Origin of the sequence: Ruegeria arenilitoris (assembly GCF_013032855.1) — a bacterium.
Classification (GTDB): Bacteria; Pseudomonadota; Alphaproteobacteria; order Rhodobacterales; family Rhodobacteraceae; genus Ruegeria; species Ruegeria arenilitoris.
In genome coordinates this window covers 393,395-414,350 of record NZ_WQDA01000004.1, presented here as the reverse complement: position 1 = coordinate 414,350, position 20,956 = coordinate 393,395, and the positions used below count along the sequence as shown (strand labels likewise).

Here is a 20,956-nt window from a genome sequence, read left to right as displayed (position 1 = left end):
TGACTCTGATTTGACAGGGCTTCCCTTAAATCACCCGGGGCCCGGGATCAATCGCAACTGAATGCGCATTTTGACCCAGTTTGCGCAAAACCGCGCATATGCCCGTATTTTCAGCCCGCCGACGATACGCGACGCCTTTCCCTTGGCGCGGGCGCTGGCTAAGACGGTTCTCCAACCCGAGATCAAGGAGGCCCCGTTGGACCGTATCGCCCGCACCATCGCCACGGAAATCAATGCCCGCCCCGAACAGGTGGACGCAGCGGTCAAGCTGCTGGACGAAGGCGCCACCGTGCCCTTCGTGGCGCGCTACCGCAAAGAGGTGACGGGCGGGCTGGATGACAGCCAGCTGCGCACCCTGTCCGACCGGTTGGCCTATCTGCGCGAGCTTGAGGCGCGGCGCGAGACGATCCTGAAATCGATCAAGGATCAAGGGAAGCTGACCGACGATCTGGCCAAATCCATTGCCCGCGCCGAAACCAAGGCACAGCTGGAAGACATCTACCTGCCCTACAAACCCAAGCGTCGCACCAAGGCGATGATCGCGCGGGAAAACGGGCTGGAGCCGCTGGCCGACGCGATCCTGGCCGACCGCAGCGCCGACCCCGAAGTTCTGGCCCAGGCCTATGTGACCGAGGCCGTGCCCACCACCAAGGACGCGCTGAATGGCGCGCGCGACATCATCACCGAGCGTCTGACCGAAAACGCCGCCCTTCTGGGCGAGCTGCGCAGCTTCATGCAGGCCGAGGCGCTGCTGACCTCGAAGGTGATCGAGGGCAAGGAACAGGAAGGCGCCAAGTTCAGCGACTATTTCGACCATGCCGAGCCCTGGGCCAAGGTGCCTTCGCACCGGGCGCTGGCGATGCTGCGCGCCTCGAAAGAGGGGATCGTGACGCTGGACATCGCCCCCGACCCGGAAACCGGCGCCGCCCGGGCCGAGGCGATCGTGGCCGCCCATCTGCAGACGCGCAGCGACGGGCCGGGCGATGCCTGGCTGCGCAAGGCCGCAGGCTGGACCTGGCGGGTAAAGCTGTCGCTGTCGATGATGGTCGAGCTGATGGCCGATCTGCGCAGCCGCGCGCAGGAGGAGGCCATTCAGGTTTTTGCACGCAATCTCAAGGACTTGCTTTTTGCCGCCCCTGCCGGACCTCGCCCCACTCTGGGGCTGGACCCGGGCATCCGCACCGGCGTCAAGGCCGCGGTGGTGGACGCGACGGGCAAGCTGGTGGCGACCGACACGCTCTATCCGTTCCAACCCAAGAACGATCTGCGCGGCGCACAGGCCACCATCCTGAACCTGATCGCCACCCACAAGGTTGAACTGATCGCCATCGGCAACGGCACCGCCAGCCGCGAGACCGAGCGGTTGGTGGCCGACACGCTGAAACTGCAACCCAAAGGGGTGCGGGCCCCCACCAAGGTCGTGGTGTCCGAGGCCGGGGCCTCGGTCTATTCCGCTTCGGAACTGGCCGCGCGCGAATTTCCCCATCTGGATGTCTCGCTACGTGGCGCGGTATCGATCGCCCGCCGCCTGCAGGACCCGCTGGCCGAGCTGGTCAAGATCGAACCCAAGAGCATCGGCGTCGGCCAGTATCAACACGACGTCGATCAACACCGGCTGAGCCAGTCTCTGGAGGCAGTGATCGAAGACGTGGTGAACGCCGTGGGCGTCGATCTGAACACCGCCTCGGCGCCGCTGCTGGCCAATGTCTCCGGCCTGGGTCCCGGTCTGGCCGAAGCCATCGTTGCGCATCGCGACCTGAACGGCGCGTTCCGGTCGCGGCAGGATCTTCTGAAGGTCGCGCGCCTCGGCCCCCGCGCTTTTGAACAATGCGCGGGCTTTCTGCGCATCCGCGACGGGGATGAGCCGTTGGACGCCTCGGCCGTCCACCCCGAGGCCTATGACGTGGCCCGCCGCATCGTGCGGGCCTGCGGCCGCGACATCCGTCAGATCATGGGAAATGACGGTGCGCTGCGTGGTCTACGCGCCGAACAGTTCGTCGATGACCGCTTCGGCCTGCCCACGGTGCGCGACATCTTTGCCGAGTTGGAAAAGCCCGGCCGCGACCCGCGCCCCAGTTTCGTGACCGCCAGTTTCAAGGAAGGTGTCGAGGAGATCACCGACCTCAAACCCGGCATGATGCTGGAAGGCACCGTGACCAACGTCGCTGCCTTTGGCGCCTTCGTCGATATCGGCGTACATCAGGACGGGCTGGTGCATGTCAGCCAGCTGGCCGACCGGTTCGTTAAAGACCCGCATGAGGTGGTCAAGGCTGGTCAGGTCGTGCGCGTTCGTGTGGTCGAAGTGGACGTGCCTCGCAAGCGGATCGGGCTGAGCATGCGCAAGGATGGCGGGGCTTCTGCAAGGCAAGATCGCGACGTCAAAGGCCAGAACACGCGCGAAAAGAATAAAGGCGTCCCGAAACTACAACGCGCAAAATCTGCCCATAATGCGCAGCACAGCGCGATTGGGGATGCGCTGCAAAATGCACTGAAAAATCAATAAGCCCCCTGCCCCGCCTGAGCCTCAGGCGGGGGTTTCCGTCTGGAACGCATCGGGCTCCAACTCCTCCCAAAAGGCGAAAATGGCGTTGGCGTTCAAACCTGATCGCCATCCGTGTTGCCGGAAATTCTCTCGGTCTAGCTCGTCCGACAAAGTCGACATGAACAAGCGTTTGTCGGCATCCCGTTGAGTGGGGTTTCGCCGCGAAACCAGATCTTCGACGATGGCCAGCTTGCGGGCACGCTCAGCACGTTCTGCCACCCGCGCGGCATAAGCTTGATCTTCGCGTGCCTTCTCTTCCTCCCGCTGCTTGGCTGCGGCCAGCGCCTCGGGACTGGGCGGTTTCACTGTCTCTGCCGCGGGGGCCTTGTAGTCATCGCGCAAGGCGGCCGAAAGATATCCCAGCGTTGATTTCACGTCCCCCTGCCCGGCTACATAGTCCAGCTTCTGCTGAACGTAATCCTCACCATGCTCAGATATCCACTGACGCGCCAGCCGATCGGACACCCCTTGTTTGCGCAAGGTTTTGTAGACCGCCAGGTTGCGCACCCCATCGCTGTCGTCGATCTCGAACATTGCCTTCTGCGGGTTCGCCTTGATCAGGAACCGAATGTCGGTGACGCTGCGGCCCTTCTTGCGGAACTCGGGCTCGATCAGAATATCCGAGCTTTTGTTCACCTCGACCACTGCGGGTTTGATGATCTTGGCATTCAGGTGTTTGAAGCTCGTGTAATAGTCGCTGCCGTCCACACCCATCAACTTGCGGAACACCTCGAGCGTCCACCACCCGGTCGACCCGGTACGGACGAAACGATAACAGTTTTCATACAAGGCCAGCCCGTGCCCCGAGCTGAAATTGCGCTGGATATGCACATTGATCAACGCATAGATCTTCGGATCGTACAGCTTCTGCGCCAAGGCCGGAGAATAGGCATATTCGCAGATCCCGCCCTTGAGCTTGGCGAAACTCAGCAAGGACGACACGCCCCACTCTTGCCGACCTTTTTCATCGAGCATGTCCCATTCGGCCACTGTCTCGGCAAGCGCTCTCAGGCTGGCGCGCAATGTGTCGAAGTCGTTCGAGTTGTAGCCCACCATCATCGCCAGGGTGCGGGCATCGATCGTATGGGTCTGCGCCGTGGTCAGTGAGTCGTAGGCATTGAGAAGCAACACATTGGAAAGCTTTCGCTGCAACAGCGTCAGCTTGCCGCTGATATGGATCGCGGCCACATTTTTTTTCACCGTTTCCCGACGCAAAGCGCCTGAGAGGTGATCCATGTCCAGTTGTGTATCCGGCATGATTCTGCCCGGCTGCTCGTTTCCAAAGTTTGTGACACAAAAGGTACCCATGGATCAACTGAATTTGGGTCCCCATATACAGGATGGAGCGAATCCCGTAGACAGGTACCTATCCGAATCGGCGACCCAGTTATCCACAGAAGCCGGGGCCAATTGTTTCACACTTGGAGTCGTGACCCGCGTAGGCGGCGATCAACGCACTTGGATTAGACCCTAAATAGCCCACGATAGAGCCGAACCGCGAATCGGTGCCCTTCTCCCCGGATTCGGGACCCTTTGATCCTGTATACAGGTCCCTTTTAACCCGAAGCCAGGAACCCTTGGTCCTGTATCCGGGTGCCGATGCGACCACAAATATATGATTTATTTATGTTTTCTGTCGTCAAAGAATCTAAAACCCTTAAAGAAAATAAACTCTTTGGTGTGCCCTTTTCTGAGAATAAATGCCGGTTTCGTCGCGAAACCGAACTCTTCGGCATTCTTCTGTGGAAAACTGCTCTTTCGAGGATAGCGCAGAAGGAAAATGTTCGGTACATTTCCTGATATACGCCGGAAAGGCGAACATTATTCGAGGCATCGACAGTGACAAAATCTAAACAACCTGCTCTACCGCCGTACTTCAACCTGGATCCGGCCAAGGCTGCATCAAAGTTACCCGATCCTATCGGGACATCACGATTCGCAAAAGCTGCAACCTTCTGTGCCAAAGGGCGCGAAGATCTAGCCCGCCGCGGGTATGCGCCCGATGGCGAAAAGCGCCTCCGCCGGTTTTCGATTTGGGAGATTACCAAATACCTGATCCCGGTGGCTCCGGCCCACCTGCGCCGCGTCCTCAAGGCAAATCCTGACCTCCCGCAAGGCGAAGGCGAAGCAGGATCGAAATGGTTCACCCTCGAAGAAGTTCTGACCTTGAGGCGCCATTTCGCGGCCGAAGGTGTAAGCACCAAGGAATACCTGCCCTACCGGCCGGAAAATCTGCCGGCAAAAGTTGTTGCCGTTGCCAATTTCAAAGGTGGCGTGGGCAAGACGTCCACCGCTGCTCATCTGGCAATGTCGGCCGCGTTGGACGGTTATAAAGTGCTGGTGATTGATCTTGATAGCCAGGGATCCATGACGTCGATCCTGGGTGGTCGCGTCGCGGATGAATGGCAGACAGTCTTCCCCTTGATCGCAAAAGACTATGCGCGCGCGGTTCAGGAAGAGAACAGGGTCCGCGCCGCTGCCGGTCAACCCGAAATCCCATTGGATGAAACTCTGCAAGAGGCACTGAGAACCCAACCTCAAGATGTCATCCAGAAGACCCATTGGCCCAACATTGATCTCATTGGTGCTCAACTAAACCTCTATTGGGCTGAATTTCAGATCCCGGTCTGGCGGATGGGCCTTCGCAGTTGGCCGCTGTGGGACGGGCTCACCAACTTCTTGCAGGACGAGGCCGTATTGAATGATTACGACATCGTATTCCTCGATACTCCTCCTGCACTTGGGTACCTAACGATCAATGCGCTGGCCGCAGCGGACATTTTGCTGGTGCCACTCGGAGCTTCATTCCTGGAATTTGATTCCACCGGGCGCTTCTTTGACATGCTCTACACCACATTCGCCAGTATCGAGGATGGCGAGAACGCGGCACAAAGGGCGGCTGGGTTGCCCGAACTCAAGTTCGAGTGGGATGTCGTGCGCGCGATCATCACCCGGTTCGACGCCAGTCAGCAAACGGACATGGCCAACGTAATACAGGCGTATTTCGGTGACTTCATGAACGCCTATCGGCAGGACTACACCGCTTTGGTGGGACAGGCCGGAGAACAGGTGAACGGAATCTACGAAGCGGACTACCGTGACTTTAACCGCGACACCTATGTCCGGGGGCGAGAGACCTTCGATCGAACTTACGCGGAATTCAAAGAAGTGCTGATCGGGTGTTGGTGGCGCGACGCCCAGATGGGAGGACAGGCAGATGGCTAAACGCAGAAGACTGACGGCGCCGGATGCGGCGGAACTTGAACAACTCGAGGCTGGTTTCGCCGCGAAACCCTCGATCAGCCCGTTCGAGGCCAACCCGTCAACTCCGCCAATCGCGCAGGTCGCGGCAGAGGCCGCGACGCTGAATGGCATGGCAGCAGTGACCGACCGCGCAACCCTTGCAAAAGACCAGGGCGACGCTGCGCGTTGGCGGGATGCCCAGGACGCGGGCTTGGTCGCAGAGATGGTGCCCATCGATCAGATCGACGCCGATTTCTTGCGGCGCGACCGCATGGTCGATGACGAAGAGGCAATGTCCGAACTGCTGGAATCTCTGCGCTCCAACGGACTGCGGACGCCGATCGAGGTGACCAAAACCGAGGATGGCTATGGCCTGATATCGGGCTATCGCCGGTTGGACGCCTTCCGCCGTTTGGCCGGCGGTGACCCGAAATTCGCCCAAATTCCCGCGTTCGTGCGCCAGGCTGGCGCAGGGCAGGGGGCGTATGTTTCGATGGTCGAGGAGAACGAACTTCGATCAAACCTCAGCCCGTATGAACGTGGGCGCATCGCTGTCCTCGCTGTGGGGCAGGGTGTGTTCCCGTCGACCGAAGCCGCCGTGGATGTTCTGTTCGCCGCAGCCTCCAAGGCCAAAAGGTCCAAGGTCCGCAGCTTTGCGGTGGTTCACGAGGCCTTGGGCGACTTACTGCAGTACCCGGTTGCGTTGTCGGAAAAGGCAGGTCTCAGGATTGCCGCGGCTATCCGGGATGGCGCGCAGGCCAAGCTGAGGGAGGCCTTGTCCCGGGGTGAGGCCACGGACCCGAAATCGGAACTGACCGTGATAGAGGCTGCGTTGAAAGACGCGCCTGCACCGACTCAGGAAAAGCCGCGTGGGGGCCGCCCGAAACAGATTCAACGGCTGCCTATTCAGACGCTGCCCAAAGGCGGAGAATTGCGAGCAGAGGTATCAGCGGGCGAATTGCGGATACATCTTCGCGGCCGGACTCTGAGCGTAGACGAAGCCGCGCGGTTGTTGGAACGGCTCGTCGAACATTTGGGCTGACCATTTTTTACCATTGGTTTGGCCTGTGCTTCCACGGGCCAAACCTTCCTGTAAACAGGTACCTTTCCGCCACTTCCCCTGTAGTATGCAAAAAGGAATAATTATGATCATTATGACGGACGCTCGGTTTGTTTCCAATAAGCCGGCGTTTGACCATTTTGACGCCGAACCGCCACCGCTATGAGTAGCGGAGAGACAGACTGAAACTTGGGTAGTGTGAACGTCGGCTGGGCCAATTCTGGCTGGATGCGTTCTTGATTGAATCCCGCTTGGCCCGAAGGTGCATTTTGCCAGCCAGTAGACGCAAATTCCGACTTGGGATAGGTTCGTGTTGGGGCAACAATTCGGGCGTTCCGCCTTGCATTGGCAATTAATACGCAACGCGCTGACTATAAGGGCCGGCATTCGGTCGGACATATTTTAGCTTCGTCAGAAACCAGGTCTCTCTGACTGACGCCGATTGGACAAAAGGCAAAGCACATTGAAGTAATTTCGACCGAGGACTGAAGATGGCTGACATCAAGGCGTGGTTGGAGAGGTATTCCCTTGAGAAGTACCATGATGTGTTCGCCTCGAACGCGATCGAATTGGATGTTCTTGCCACCCTCACTGAAAATGACCTGGTCGAGCTTGGACTGAACCTCGGGGATCGCAAACGCATGATGCGGGCGATCGAGGCGCTTCGCTCGGATCAAGGTGGCGTTTCACATTCCGAGAATGCTCTCACGCCATCGCAAACTGGGCCTCACGCGCCTCAACCCACGGCATTGGAAGGTGTCCCCGAGCGCAGGTATCTGACTTTGGTCTTTGTCGATCTCGTTGGATCGACTGAATTGTCCAGTCATCTGGATCTTGAGGAGTACCGCTCCGTTCTGCACGACTATCAAGCCCTTTGTTTTGATGTCGTGACCCGGCACCAGGGGCACATTGCCCAATTCATCGGAGATGGAGTGGTTGCTTATTTCGGTTATCCGACGGTCGAAGAGAACGATGCGGAAAGGGCTGTTGCCGCCGGACTGGAAATCTGCGGCTCCATTGGTCGTATCAAACACGGCAAGGGTGAGGTCATCGGGGTTCGGGTCGGGATTTCTTCCGGGGAAGCCGTGGTTGACAATCACTCGACTTTGGGAGGTCTGGTGGTCGGTGAGGTGCCGAATTTGGCGGCCCGTATCCAGGAACTGGCGGACCCTGGGACGGTCGCCATCAGCGAGCACACCAAGCTGCTGATCGGGAGCAACTTTCGCTGCGAGTGGAAGGGGAAGCAAAGCCTCAAGGGGTTTGAGAACCCGATCGGCATCTGGAAAGTTCTGAGTGCGGAAGAGCCGATGTTGCGGTTTCAGGCGCGTCCCGGAGTTCAAGGCTCGCCCTTCGTCAACCGGGTCGATGAGGTCGCGACGATCAAGAAGCATTGGCAGGCCGCACTGAATGGAGAAGGGCAGGCGGTTATGGTTTCCGGTGAGGCCGGCATCGGAAAATCGCGTCTTGTCGAGGAAGCGACCCGCGGATTCGAAGAGCAACAATATCTGCGGCTTGGGTTCCAATGCTCGCCCAACCACGAGCGAAGTGCCCATTTCCCGGTTCTCAGCTGGATCAGCCACATGGCCGATTTCCGCAGAACCGACTCCGACCAGCGGAAGCTGCGCAAACTCAGGCAACTGTTTCAGGAATGGTCGGAGGTTCCGGAAGACTATCTTCCTTTGTTTGCCTATGCCATGTCGTTGCCGGTGGAGGCCGAGGAAGACCTGCTGAAACTGCCCTTTGACCGGCTCAAGCAGCAGTTTCAGGAGGCCTTGGTGCAGACCGTTGCTGCGCTGGCGCGGCATCGACCGGTTCTGTTGCTGTTTGAAGACCTGCATTGGATCGATCCCTCGACTGAGGAAATCATCGCTTTGTTGATCGAGCGCTTCAGGTCCATGCCCGTCATGATCATGTGCACGTTCCGCCCGTCCTACCATCCACCGTGGGAAGGCCGGGAGGGTGTCGTCCCGCTGACGATTTCCCGCCTCGACCGGGACCACGTCCACCAGATGCTGGATGCGCTTTTGCAGTCCAAGCAAGTGACACAGACCATGAAAGACCGGATCGCGAACAGGACGGATGGCGTCCCTCTGTTTGCGGAAGAGATGGCACGAATGATCCAGGACGGGTTCTTCGACCAGACGGACGCGTCCGCAATGCAGATGCAACAGGCACTGCCATCGACGCTCAAGGAACTGTTCTGGGCCATGTTCGACCGGCTGAGCACGGCCCGCGATATCGTGCCGGTCTGCGCCGCCATTGACCGCAACATCCTGCCTGCGATGGTCAGTTCGGTCAGCGGTCAATCGTACGAGGCAACCCTGCGCATGTTGGACGAGTTGGTCGAAGCGCAAATATTGGTGCGGCGCGGGGTCAATATGGGAGGCGCCTATGCGTTCCGCCACGCTTTGATACGGGACGCGGCCTATGACCTGATGTTGCCCAGTCGGGCGCGGGCGGTGCACAGCCGGATCGCCGAGGTTCTCGACACTTCGTTCAGTGACCTTGTGGGTCAGAACCCTGAATTGCTGGCCCAGCACTATGCCCGCGCGGACATGCCCAAACAGGCCCGGGACGCGTGGCGCCGGGCGGCAGTCATCTCGGGCGAGCGATTTGCCAACGAAGAAACCATCCACCATCTCAATGAAGCCTTGACCGAGAACGACAAAATCACCCCAAGCCCCGAACGGGATCGAGAAGAGATTTCGCTGCGCAAGATGCTGAACGTGGCCCTCAGTACCAGGGCGTTCGGGTCGAAAGAGGTTTTGGCCAATCTGGACCGGTTCCGCCACCTGCTTGACCGTTCCTCCGCCAGTGTGACGGATGCGTTTCTGGCCGTGCATGTGCAGTTCGGTGCTCAGTTGACTCTGGGCGATCCGAGGGGCGCGTTGGCTTTGTGTGATTACCTGGAGGAGGTCGCACGGCGCGCGGAAAACCCGACGATGGAGGCGCTCGCGGCGCACAATATCGGCATGAGCAACTTCATGCTCGGCCGTCTGGAGGTCGCCATTTCTGCTTTCGACCGAGCGATTGCGTTACGCGGGGCAACTGATCCGGACGATCTGCTGAATTATCACGAGGCAGACATATACTTGGTTGATCAGGCGATGCGGTGCTGGGCCGTGGCGCTGCAAAGCGGAGACGGCGAAACGTTTCGCGCCGAGCTAACGGAACTGGCTGAGCGGATCAGTCGTGAACCACACGATTTCACGCGTTGCTACGGGCTGAACATCCTGGCGACCATCTATCAGATATTGGGCGACACAAGTGCATTGCTGAATATGGTCAACCGGGCTCTCGAGATCAGTGGGCAACGGGAGTTCCACTACTGGGATGCCTGGGGCCGCATCCTGCACGGCTGGGCGCGGGCATCAGAAGGTCACCCTGCCGAGGGGATCGCCGAGATCTCGGCCGGGATCGACGCCTATGTTGATACAGGTTCAACTCAGATCGTTCTCTACGCTCAGACGTTGCTCGCAGACGCGCACTTGATGGCCGGAGAGATCGCTGAAGGCTTGAAGGTGATCGAACTTGTGCGAGCGGGTGAGAAATCCTGGAGTGTCCGGTACCAGCTCCCATTCACCGACCGGGTCGAGGCGGCCTTGCGCAATGCGCAGTCCGAAGTCGCAATGAAGTGAACCACCCGGTTCGACGCAGTTTTTACGCCAGGTTTTTGGTCTGGACATAACTTCAGCCGAACTGCCGAAAGGTGCGATTATTGAAACATATACGAAAATTTGATAGTGTTTGATGGCATTGTTTCGATTTTTAGATCAAAAAACTGGGGATAATCATGTTCAGACTTAAGGCTTTAGGCGTTTCAATTCTTGGCGCAGCGATGGCGCTTGCAATCCAAGGACCAGCAAAGGCCCAGGAGATTTTGTCCGAAGACGGAACCGTAAAATTTGAAGATGGGATACCGCAGTACTCCGGCGGCACCGAGTTGTTTACCTTTCAGTATCATCAAATCGTGGATGAAAATGATCCTGAGAACCTGCTGTTTTCAGCTGACCGTCAGTTGGTTTCCTTGGATCCCGTTGAACTTTTCCGTGAATACGGAGACTCCACGCGGGTTTTGGAGGCCCCCGGAATGTCGGCGCTTATGGCGCAGTCTTTGGAGGGTGGTTTTGCGTCGTCCTTTTCGGACATGGTTCTGACGGAACTTGCGGTGCTGCAGAAAAATTGTGTCGTCAACGGTGCTCCGATCCAAAGTGCCACCATCAAGCCGGTTTACAGCGTTCTAAGGCTTCACACGAACCCGATTAGAACAAACGCCGTGCTGAACATTTTTTCGTACAAATTGCTGGAATGCAGTGAAGACGGAGTTGATATTTCCATCCCGCTCAAGCGCCGGTGGGTCATCTCGATTGGTTCCGGGTTGGAACAGGGGCCGATCGACAAGACAATCGGTGGGGTCCAGATGACCTACAAGATGTTCGCGCAGGGTAAATCGATCAAGCTGATGGCTTATTACTCCAATCTGACACTGCATGGCGAAAGATGGGGACCGAATATGCGTCTAATTTCCGGGTTTGACCAACTCGGCAATGTCGACCCCAGAAACAAGTACTACACTCCGAAGGCCGCAAGTTGCCTTGATATCGACTTCAAGAACAAGCCGCCGAATGATGTTGACGTTTGGTCTGTTGCGCCCAGCGACATGAGGTTCTGCGCCCGTGGGTGCATCCCCGGAGATGTCAGCGCCACCAAGTAAGGCTGCTTCTGTTCAGGGTTAACCAAACGCAGACCCCGCGCCTGTTTGCCAAGACAGGTCGATCGGGATGCCGCCACGTGGATACCAGTGCCTTCCAATCCGCAACCACCGCTGCGTCGGAAACCTGACCCGGCGCCGGGCAATGGAAACGGTGCAGTTCTCTTGGAAGGAGCCGTGGTTTCGGAACGATCCCAGGAACAGTTTCAGCGACTTCGACCTGACAAGCCAGCCCCCCGAATTCAATCGATCACCAGATGACCATAGTCAGCCTGTCCATTCATCGGGCAGAGCGAAGTGAATTCGGGCGCGGTGAACCTCACGCACTATTCGAAATCGGCTTGTGGAATCTGAACCCTTGTTTTGCAACTCGAATACGCTGCAACCGGGATGCGCAGTGTGTAACGGTGGGCAAGCTACTGCCAAGCCGATCTGTTTCGTGGTCTCTGAGTTTCCTGCCGAGTTTTACGCATTTCGAGGTGGCCGGCGGGTCAGCGCATGACAAAAGGATCAGGAATAGGGTCGTCGCTGGTGCGCAGCCAAACGGACTTGATTTTGGTGTAGTCCAATGCAGCCTGCAGCCCGCCCTCGCGCCCATGCCCCGACAATCCATGCCCCCCAAACGGAGCGATCGGACTGACTGCGCGGTAGGTGTTGACCCAGACAATGCCGGCTCGGATTGACCGAACCATCCGATGGGCCCGCGTGAGGTTTTGCGTGAACACGCCCGAGGCCAGGCCAAACCGGGTATCGTTTGCGATCGCGATGGCCTCATCTTCTGTTTCGAAGGAAACGACCGACAGGACGGGGCCGAAGAATTCGTGCGTCAAGCAATCAGCATCGCGCGCCCGACTGCAATCCAGAATGGTCGGTGGAAAGTAGAATCCCGCGTGATCAAGTGGCTGGCCGCCAATAATCAATTGCGCGCCTTGGGCCTGCGACCGGGTGACAAGTTCGGCGGCCCATTTCTGCTGCCGCTGCGTGCACAGGGGCCCGACTTCGGTCGCCATATCATCCGGTGCGCCGATCACGACCGCTTCGGCCTTTTGCCGCAGACGGTCCAGGACCGCGTCCTTGATCGATGCCTGAACCACAAGCCGCGACCCGGCAACGCAGCTTTGACCCGACGCCGCGAAAATTCCGGAAACCTGAGCGTTGACCGCACTGTCCAGATCCGCGTCCTCGAACACGATAAAGGGCGACTTTCCACCCAACTCCAAAGAGGTCGATGCCAGGTTCTCTGCCGAGTTTCGCACGATATGCCGTGCCGTTTCCGGCCCGCCGGTAAAGGCGACATGGGCAATTCTTTCGTGCCGGGTCAAGGCAGCGCCGACATCGGGCCCGCCCGTCAGGACATTCAGAACGCCTTCGGGAAACCCGGCCTTGTGAAAGATCCGCGCGAATTCCAGCATTGGGGCAGGGGCCTCTTCCGAGGCCTTCAGCACCACTGTGCAACCGGCCGCCAGGGCCGGGCCGATCTTGACCGCCGACAGGAACAATTGCGAGTTCCAGGGCACGATCGCCGCGACAACCCCCACGGGTTCTCGCCGCAGCCAAACTTCCATATCTGGCTTGTCGATGGGCAAATGGGCGCCTTCGATCTTGTCCGCGAGGCCCGCGTAGTAACGATAGTAATCCGCGACATAGGCAATCTGCGCCGAGGTTTCGCGGATGATTTTGCCTGTATCGCGGGTTTCCAGCTCGGCCAGTCTCGGTGCGTTTTCGGCGACCAGATCTGCCAATCGATATAGCAGCTTGCCCCGCGCCGTTGCGGTCAATGACGCCCATTCCGGGGAATTGAAGGCCTGGTCCGCTGCCATCACGGCCTGGTCCACATCGGCTTGGCTGGCGGCGGGCATCTGCGCCCAAGCCTCACCTGTAGATGGGTCGACACTTTCGAACCAAGTGTCGCCATCGCGGAAAGTGCCGCCGATATAGTTCTGAAACCGTTGCATCCAGAATTCCCCTATTGAAAGGCCGGCATCACATCCTTGATGAAACGCTCCAACGAGGCCTTTTTGCGTTCAAACGGCATGCTGGAGTCGATCCAGAATGAATACTCGTTATACCCCAGTTCCTCGCATCTCCGAAGCCGGTCGATCACGGTATCGGCTGTTCCGATGACAAGGTCCCGCTCCATGTTCTGGGGCGAATAGAACGGATGCTTGGCGATTTCGGCATCACTCAGCGGGGCGATCAGGCCCTGTGTGACGTCACGCTTGTTCATGAACCATGCACCGAAATAGCAGTAGAACCGGTTCAACTCGATGGCGGCCTGTTTCACGTCGTTCTGATCTTCGGCCACGTAAGTGTGGCGCAGCAACATGATCTTGGGGCGCGGCATGTCAGGAAACTTTGCGCAGGCGGCATTGAACTTGGCCATCAGGTCGATGACCTCGTCGTCGCCGTTCCACAATGGCGTGACCTGTACGTTGCACCCTGAGCGTACGGCGAATTCGTGGCTGTTGGGGTCGCGTGCCGCCACCCAGATGGGCGGCCCACCAGGTTGCAGGGGCAGGGGCGACGAGGTGGTCCTGGGAAATTGGTGGAATTCGCCGTCATGGGCGTAATCTCCCTGCCAGAGCTGTTTCACGGCAGGGATGAGTTCGCGCATGCGCTGCCCGGCTTCCCAGGCATCCATTCCAGGCATCATGCGTTCGTATTCGTAACTGTAGGCACCGCGGGCAATGCCCAGATCCAGCCGACCGTCGGTTATGATGTCCGTCATCGCGGCCTCGCCTGCCAAACGGATCGGATGCCAGAACGGCGCGATCACGGTCCCGGTGCCCAGCCGGACATTCCGGGTGTGCCGAGCCACGTCAATCAGGCTGAGAAACGGGTTGGGCGCTATGGTAAAGTTCATCCCGTGGTGCTCGCCCGTCCAGACGGCATGCATCCCGCCGTCGTCGGCGATTTTGCACAGTTGGATGAACTCGTCATACAACTGCTTCTGGTCCTGCTCTGGCGAAATCCGCTCCATATGCGCAAACAGCGAGAACTTCATTTCAACTCCCCCGAACCAACGGTTTGACCTGTCCGCTGGTTTCATCTCCGTAGTATATGCCGAAATTGCCCAAACGGCTTTCCCGGGCAAAACGTTCCAGCATTGTACAGATCGCCGGGTCCGCGACATCCATCAGCGTCGACTCGACGATCTGCGTAAAAGCCCCGTTGGCTGGGGTCCCGTCCTCGGCTTGGCAAAGGAACGAGATATGCTGTCGTCGCGACTTGTCCTGGTAGACCGAATAGATGAAGCCCGGTTCTGCCTTGATCCCACATCCCGCGATCAACTGGGCCAATGCAGTATCGGCGCCGTTGGCCACGTCCTCGGTCGCCGGAATGGTCAGCCCGCCGTTGCCATCGTCCAGCAGAAGGATCTGGCCGTCCCGCTCGATCAACGCGGAAACCACGACGCCCGCGCGACGGTTCAGCGCCCGGGCTTCGGCGGCAGGCGTCACGTAGGCGCCGCGGGCATAGCCCAGGCCAGGTGCGATCGAGTGGTCGAAGGCCTCGACCCGACCGATCAGGATCAGGTGGTCGCCGGCTTCGACCGTCTTGAAAACCGAGCAGTCAAACCAGGCTGAAACCCCGTCAAGGATTGGTGCGCCGTTGGGTCCTGGCTTCCAATCGACACCGGCAAACCGGTCCTGTGAAGGGCGTGCGAAGGTGTTCGAAACACTGATCTGATCCTCCGACAGGATGTTGACGGCGAATCCGGTGGCTTCAGAGAATGTGTTGAAATTGCTGGATGTATTGGCAAGACAGACCGATATCAGCGGAGGGTCCAGCGAAACCGAGGAAAAGGAATTGGCGGTAAAGCCGATCGGTCGGCCGGATTCGTCATGGGTCGTGACCACCGTGACACCGGTGAGAAAGGTTCCGAACGCGCTGCGCAGGGCGCGAGGGTCGAAATCGGTCATGCGGGCGACCTTTCGTGCGTTGGGGTCTTCAGCCATTGAACAAGGGCCGCGTTGACAGTCTTTGGATCAGTGAGGTTCACCATGTGCCGATGACCCTCGACGATAACCGCCTGCCCTTTGGCGGCCGCGGCGATGGCGCGGGTCATGTCGGGTGTGGAATTCGGATCCTCAGCACCCGTCAACGCCAGCAAAGGGCAAGAGATCTGAGGGTAGCGATCAGCGTAGACCATGTCGCCCCGGGCAAAGGCATCGTAGGCCGCCGAATAGCCGTTTATGTCGACCGCGGCCAACCATGCGGCGACCCTGTCCCGAGCGGTGCGGTCGGCCGGACTGTTTGCGAACCAGCGTTGCAGCGGGGTTTCCAGATCAAACGTTCCGGCGCTGATCAAGCCGGCGCGCGCCAGCACAGAGTCCCGGGCCTGGTCATCCCGACGAAACACTCCGTTCAGCAAGGCGACGCGCCGGACCCGATCGGGATGTTCGACCGCAAACCCGCCGGCAATCAGTGCGCCCATCGAATGACCGACAAGGTTCACGTGATCCAGGTTCAAAGCGTCCAGCGCCGCCCGCAGCCACTCCACAAATGCTGGTAACTGCGCCCCCGCAGCGATCGGGCCGGACTGGCCATGCCCTGGCAGATCCAGTGCGTAGACCGCATGCAAGTCGGACAAGGCATCGATCTGCGGTGCCCAGGCCTCCGACTGCATACCGACCCCGTGCAACAGGACCAGAGGTTCGCCATCGGGGCGGCCGGCGAAGCGCAAGCCAAGGCGCCCGAATGGTTCAGACAGCTGCCGGATTGTCGACGTCATGTCCTAAATCCTTCAGATCCTGATAACGATCTCCGATGCGGTGATGCGGGCGCCCTCCGATCGAAGCGCCCAAAGCGATCATGATCTCATCCGGGGCCGGAGCGTCGGCGACCTGCAGGTGGATGGTCAGATAGTGGCTGCGCCGCCCACCATCATTCTTGTCCATCAGGGGAATTTGCATGGCCGCATTCGCCGGTCCGCGCGTGTTGGTGAAGGCAAGGTAGGATTTTGCACCAACCGCCTCGCGATAGGCATTTCCGAACCTCAGGGTATGGATCAGGGCCGACCCGTGCTCGACCTCGCCATTCACTCCGACAACGGCGGCTTTGCCATAGGCTTCAACCCGGTCACCGCCGCCGGCCGCCTCGAGAATCATCTCGGTCAGCATGTGGCCCAGCCCCGGAGCACAATCGTGTATCTCCGGACGAAGATCTTCGACAAAGCCGCGGCCCGCCCAGGGATTGGTGACGACGGCAACCGCCGCGATCAAGGTCAAAGGGCGCTCGGCGGCTTTGCCACCTTCGATCAGCGTGTTTTCGACATGCAGCAGTGTTTTACGGATGGTGGAGGGCATCGCAAAGCTCCTGTGATTCCGTTTCCGGCATGATGGTATACCATAAGACAGGATGTCAATCATACCTTGCTGAGGCAACGCGCGACAGGTAGATTCCCGTCCATGACAACGCCAAGACTCACCAAGATCGATCATCCTCCGGCAACCCTGCGCGACATGGTGCAGGAGCGTATGCGCGAGGCCATCATCGAAGGTGTTTTCCAGCCCGGCGAACGGCTGGTGGAACGTCCGCTATGTGATCAGCTTGGTGTCAGCAGGACAGTTATCCGGGAAACGATCCGCTATCTCGAGGCCGAGGGGCTGGTCGAAATTCTGCCCGGGCGCGGGCCGATCGTGGCTTCGATCACACGGGACGAGGCACGGCAGATCTACGATATCCGCCGCATGCTGGAAACCGCGGCCGCCGAGAACTGCGCGCGCAATATCACATCAGACAGGGCCAGCAGCCTGCATGGGGCGCTGGTGCGGCTCAAGCAAGGTTTCGTGGACAAGACACCGGGCTCGATCTTCCGCGCCACTTCCGATTTCTACTCAGAGATTTTTGAGGGGGCAGGGCATCATGTGGCTTGGGATGTAGTCCAGCGCCTGAATGGTCGGATCAGCCGGTTGCGGATGATGACCTTGGCGGCAACAGAACGCGACCGCCCCGGGATCGAACATATGGAGGCCATCTGTTCTGCGATTCAGTCCGGCGACCCCTCCGCCGCGCGCCGAGCCGTCGAACGGCATCTGGACGATGCGGCGTCGGTTGCCGAGACCCTGTTCGATGCAGAAGAGGGCTTGGGCAAAGCCGCACACTGCTAGATCCTGCACCGGTCAGGTTTGGTCGCCCAGATACGTCGTCAGGGCCTGGCGCGCTCCCTGATCCCAGATCACCCTGAGCCACCGGTCAAACGCGTCGCGAAACGCGCCGGATTGTGACAGGTCCTGATAGTACTGGGTCTGCTCAAGCCAGGTGGTCGGGTTGTCACGGGCCGCGTTGGCCGAGGTGACCAGATCGGACCAGTTGGGATCGTTGGGTTCGATAATACTTCCATCCTCGCGAGCACCGGCACACATGCGGGCCCACAGCGCCTCGACCAGGGCCAGCCCATTGATCGGCGCGCCGGCAGCCAACGCATCATAGACTGTGGGAAGCACAAATCCCACATGCCGGGATGATCCGTCAAAAGCAACGCGACGCGTGGTGTCGACGATGGCTGGATTGCGGAACCGCTCCTCGATCAAGGTTACGTAGTCCGCAACCGACTGATTGGGCACCGGACGCACGAAAGGCGCGATTTCTTCGACCAAAACCTTTCGGAAGAATGCTGAAACCAGTGGATCGGCCATGCAGTCTGCGATCGTATTCAGGCTCAGGATCTCGCCGACATTGGCCAGAACCTGGTGGCCCGCGTTCAGAATGCGCAGCTTCATGACCTCATAGTCATGAACGCGGACGGTAAATGTGGCGCCGACCTTGTCCCAATCCGGGCGACCGGCGCAAAAGGCATCCTCGATCACCCATTGGCGGAAGCTTTCATGGGTGACGGGGGCGGCGTCGTCGATCCCCAGCGCGCGCACCAGCTCCAGCTCGGTCGGGCCGGTGGCGGGCACTATGCAATCGACCATCGAATTGGGAAAGGTGCATTGCGTGTTGATCCAGTCGGCCAGATCCACGTCCGATAGTCGCGCCAGCCCCACCACTGCCTGACGCAGAACCTGCCCGTTGCCGATCAGGTTGTCGCAGCTCAGCCCGGTCAGCGGACCAACGCCTGCATCGCGCCGCCGTCGCAGGCCCGCGACGATGGCACCGAAGGCGGTGCGCGGACGGTCGGGGTTGGCGGCATCGTGGCGGATGTCGGGGTGGTCGGTGTCCAGCCCTTTGGTCACAGGGTGCACGAAATAGCCGCCCTCGGTCACGGTCAGCGAGACGATGCGGATCGCCGGATCGGCCAGTTGCGCGATCAGCGGGCCGTTGTCCTCTTGCGGGGGCAGGTAATCGATCATCGCGCCCGTCACCTCGGCACGACGCTGGCCCTCGGTCAGTTCGACCAGCGTGGTCAGACAGTCCTGCGCCAGCAGCTTGCGCCGCATCTCGGCGTCATAGGCGCGCACGCCGGCGCCGATGATGGCCCAATCCTGCGCCGCGCCCTGTTGCATCAGCCGGTGCAGGTACCAAGCCTGATGCGCGCGATGAAAATTGCCCACCCCGATATGCACGATCCCCGGCGTCAGTGCCGCGCGATCGTATTCGGGCCGCAGCACGCCCTTGGGCAACGCGTCCAAATTGGCCTGACACAACCGGACCGGTCGGGTATCCGCGGGGCGCTCCACCATCAGCTCATCCAATTTCCACCATCCACGTTGTATGTCTGGGCCACGATGTAGTCGGCCTCGGACGAGGCCAGAAAGACCGCCATTCCGGTCAGGTCCTCGGCCCGGCCCATCCGGCCGAAGGGCACCGCTTCGCCCACTTCCTTCTTTTTCTGACCCGGCGCCTTGCCCTCGTATTTGGCAAAGAAGGCATCGACGCCGTCCCAGTGCTCGCCATCCACCACGCCGGGGGCGATGGCATTCACGTTGATCCCGTGTTTGATCAGGTTCAGCCCCGCCGATTGGGTCAGGCTGATCACCGCCGCCTTGCTGGCGCAATAGACCGCCACGAGCGGCTCGCCCCGGCGGCCGGCCTGGCTGGCCATGTTGATGATCTTGCCGCCGGTACCCTGCTCGATCATCTGGCGCGCGACTGCCTGCATCGTGAACAGGGTGCCGGCGACGTTGATGTCGAACACGCGCTGGTAATCCGCGCGGATGATTTCCACGATCGGGGCGGCGGTGAAGATCGCGGCGTTGTTGATCAGGATGTCGACCCCGCCCATCCGCGCCGCGGCGTCGGCCACGCCCGCCTCGATGCTGTCCTGCTGCGAGACATCCATTTCGACCGCAATCGCCTGCGGCCCGATCTCGCGCGCGGCCTTGCGCGCCTGCTGCACGTCGATGTCGGCCAGCGCTACCTGCGCGCCCTCGGCGGCATAGGCCTGGGCAAAGGCCAGCCCGATGCCCCGCGCCGCCCCGGTGATCAGGGCCCGTTTTCCAACCAGCCGGTTCATGCGATCCGCAGCCCCGCCGCGTCGAACCGGTGGATCTTGTCCTCCTCCGGCGTCAGATGGATCGTGTCGCCGTGACGCAGGCCGACCTCGCCGCCGGCGCGCACGGTCATCGGCTCGGCGAAGCCGTCCACATGGACGTGAAAGAACGTGTCCGAACCCAGATGTTCGGACACCCCGACCATACCTTTCCACAGGCCCTCGCTGGGCGAGGCGGCAATGTGCTCGGGGCGGACGCCGATCGTGTGGGCGCCATGTTTATCGGCCTCGGGGCCTTCGATGAAATTCATCTTGGGCGAGCCGATGAAGCCGGCCACGAACTTGTTGCGCGGCGCGCGGTACAGTTCGAGCGGCGAGCCCACCTGTTCGATCACGCCTGCCTGCAGGACCACGATCTTGTCGGCCATGGTCATGGCCTCGACCTGGTCATGGGTGACGTAGATCATCGTGGTTTCCAGCCGGTTGTGCAGCTCGGAGATCTCAAGCCGCATGCCCACGCGCAGCGCGGCGTCCAGGTTCGACAGCGGCTCGTCGAACAGGAAGGCCGCCGGTTCGCGCACGATGGCGCGGCCGATGGCGACCCGCTGGCGCTGGCCGCCCGACAGCTGGCCGGGGCGGCGGTCCAGATAGTCGGTCAGGTTCAGAACCTCGGCCGCCTGTTCGACGCGGCGGTCCTGCTCGGCCTTGTCCAGCCCGGCCATGCGCAGCGGAAAGGCGATGTTCTTGCGCACGGTCATGTGCGGATAAAGTGCGTAGGACTGGAACACCATGGCCAGGCCCCGCTTGGCCGGTGGCACCGCGGTGGCGTCCTGATCGTCGATCAGGATGCGGCCGCCGCTAACGTCCTCTAGCCCCGCGATCAGGCGCAGCAGGGTGGATTTCCCGCAGCCCGATGGGCCCACGAACACCACGAATTCGCCGTCGTTGATTTCCAGATCCAGCGGCGGAATGACTTCCACGTCGCCAAAGCTCTTGCTGACTTTCTCAAGTACGATGCGTCCCATG

At 60.0% G+C, this 20,956-nt stretch carries 15 protein-coding genes and 1 pseudogene; 6 read left to right on the top strand and 10 right to left on the bottom strand.

The window, feature by feature from the left end:
• The first annotated feature begins 61 nt into the window (after positions 1 to 61).
• Positions 62 to 2,503, top strand: a complete 2,442-nt coding sequence (locus tag GOW72_RS15435; protein WP_244952449.1) for a Tex family protein — start codon at positions 62 to 64, stop codon at positions 2,501 to 2,503.
• Positions 2,504 to 2,524: 21 nt separating this feature from the next.
• Here the strand turns inward: GOW72_RS15435 and GOW72_RS15430 are convergent, their stop codons facing one another.
• Positions 2,525 to 3,799: a replication initiation protein gene (locus GOW72_RS15430; RefSeq protein WP_170367451.1), complete on the bottom strand. Its 1,275-nt coding sequence runs from the start codon at positions 3,797 to 3,799 to the stop codon at positions 2,525 to 2,527.
• Between the two features lie 582 nt (positions 3,800 to 4,381).
• Between GOW72_RS15430 and GOW72_RS15425 the strand changes: the two genes are divergently transcribed.
• The 4 genes from GOW72_RS15425 (at position 4,382) to GOW72_RS15410 (ending at position 11,559) form a co-directional block, all read left to right on the top strand.
• Positions 4,382 to 5,767 carry an AAA family ATPase gene (locus tag GOW72_RS15425; protein ID WP_170341760.1) on the top strand — a complete coding sequence of 462 codons (1,386 nt, stop codon included), beginning with the start codon at positions 4,382 to 4,384 and terminating at the stop codon, positions 5,765 to 5,767.
• Positions 5,760 to 6,827 (top strand): ParB/RepB/Spo0J family partition protein, encoded by a 1,068-nt coding sequence (locus tag GOW72_RS15420; protein ID WP_170367450.1) that lies wholly within the window; start codon positions 5,760 to 5,762, stop codon positions 6,825 to 6,827. Before GOW72_RS15425 ends, GOW72_RS15420 begins: the two co-directional genes overlap by 8 nt.
• A 509-nt stretch (positions 6,828 to 7,336) precedes the next feature.
• The gene (locus tag GOW72_RS15415) at positions 7,337 to 10,483 is read left to right on the top strand and encodes an adenylate/guanylate cyclase domain-containing protein (protein WP_170367449.1); all 3,147 of its coding nucleotides are present in this window, start codon (positions 7,337 to 7,339) and stop codon (positions 10,481 to 10,483) included.
• A 155-nt stretch (positions 10,484 to 10,638) separates the two neighbouring features.
• Entirely contained in the window at positions 10,639 to 11,559 is a 921-nt protein-coding gene (locus GOW72_RS15410) for a hypothetical protein (RefSeq protein WP_170367448.1), read from the top strand.
• Positions 11,560 to 11,577: 18 nt separating this feature from the next.
• Here GOW72_RS15410 and queF read toward each other — a convergent pair.
• The 6 genes and pseudogenes from queF to GOW72_RS15380 form a co-directional block, all read right to left on the bottom strand.
• Positions 11,578 to 11,954, bottom strand: a pseudogene (gene queF, locus GOW72_RS15405) (preQ(1) synthase).
• Between the two features lie 93 nt (positions 11,955 to 12,047).
• Complete coding sequence (locus tag GOW72_RS15400) at positions 12,048 to 13,511, bottom strand: aldehyde dehydrogenase (RefSeq protein WP_170367447.1); 1,464 nt, start codon at positions 13,509 to 13,511, stop codon at positions 12,048 to 12,050.
• A gap of 11 nt (positions 13,512 to 13,522) precedes the next feature.
• On the bottom strand, positions 13,523 to 14,560 hold the full coding sequence (locus GOW72_RS15395) for an LLM class flavin-dependent oxidoreductase (protein WP_170367446.1): 1,038 nt from the start codon (positions 14,558 to 14,560) through the stop codon (positions 13,523 to 13,525).
• 1 nt (position 14,561) lies between these two features.
• Positions 14,562 to 15,476, bottom strand: a complete 915-nt coding sequence (locus GOW72_RS15390; protein ID WP_170367445.1) for a flavin reductase family protein — start codon at positions 15,474 to 15,476, stop codon at positions 14,562 to 14,564.
• Positions 15,473 to 16,288 carry an alpha/beta fold hydrolase gene (locus GOW72_RS15385; protein WP_170367444.1) on the bottom strand — a complete coding sequence of 272 codons (816 nt, stop codon included), beginning with the start codon at positions 16,286 to 16,288 and terminating at the stop codon, positions 15,473 to 15,475. Before GOW72_RS15385 ends, GOW72_RS15390 begins: the two co-directional genes overlap by 4 nt.
• Positions 16,260 to 16,862, bottom strand: coding sequence for an amino acid synthesis family protein (locus GOW72_RS15380; RefSeq protein WP_170367443.1), 603 nt, complete (start codon positions 16,860 to 16,862; stop codon positions 16,260 to 16,262). The genes GOW72_RS15385 and GOW72_RS15380 overlap by 29 nt, the downstream gene beginning before the upstream one ends.
• Positions 16,863 to 16,964: 102 nt before the next feature.
• On the opposite strand from GOW72_RS15380, the gene GOW72_RS15375 reads away from it, so the two are divergent.
• The gene (locus tag GOW72_RS15375) at positions 16,965 to 17,666 is read left to right on the top strand and encodes a GntR family transcriptional regulator (protein ID WP_170367442.1); all 702 of its coding nucleotides are present in this window, start codon (positions 16,965 to 16,967) and stop codon (positions 17,664 to 17,666) included.
• A gap of 12 nt (positions 17,667 to 17,678) precedes the next feature.
• Here GOW72_RS15375 and GOW72_RS15370 read toward each other — a convergent pair whose 3' ends face one another.
• The 3 genes from GOW72_RS15370 to GOW72_RS15360 are packed head-to-tail and all read right to left on the bottom strand — an operon-like array spanning position 17,679 to position 20,955.
• Complete coding sequence (locus GOW72_RS15370; protein ID WP_170341109.1) at positions 17,679 to 19,181, bottom strand: mannitol dehydrogenase family protein; 1,503 nt, start codon at positions 19,179 to 19,181, stop codon at positions 17,679 to 17,681.
• Positions 19,181 to 19,954 carry an L-iditol 2-dehydrogenase gene (locus tag GOW72_RS15365; protein ID WP_170367441.1) on the bottom strand — a complete coding sequence of 258 codons (774 nt, stop codon included), beginning with the start codon at positions 19,952 to 19,954 and terminating at the stop codon, positions 19,181 to 19,183. The genes GOW72_RS15370 and GOW72_RS15365 overlap by 1 nt, the downstream gene beginning before the upstream one ends.
• Positions 19,951 to 20,955 (bottom strand): ABC transporter ATP-binding protein, encoded by a 1,005-nt coding sequence (locus GOW72_RS15360; RefSeq protein WP_170367440.1) that lies wholly within the window; start codon positions 20,953 to 20,955, stop codon positions 19,951 to 19,953. Before GOW72_RS15360 ends, GOW72_RS15365 begins: the two co-directional genes overlap by 4 nt.
• Position 20,956: the final 1 nt, after the last annotated feature.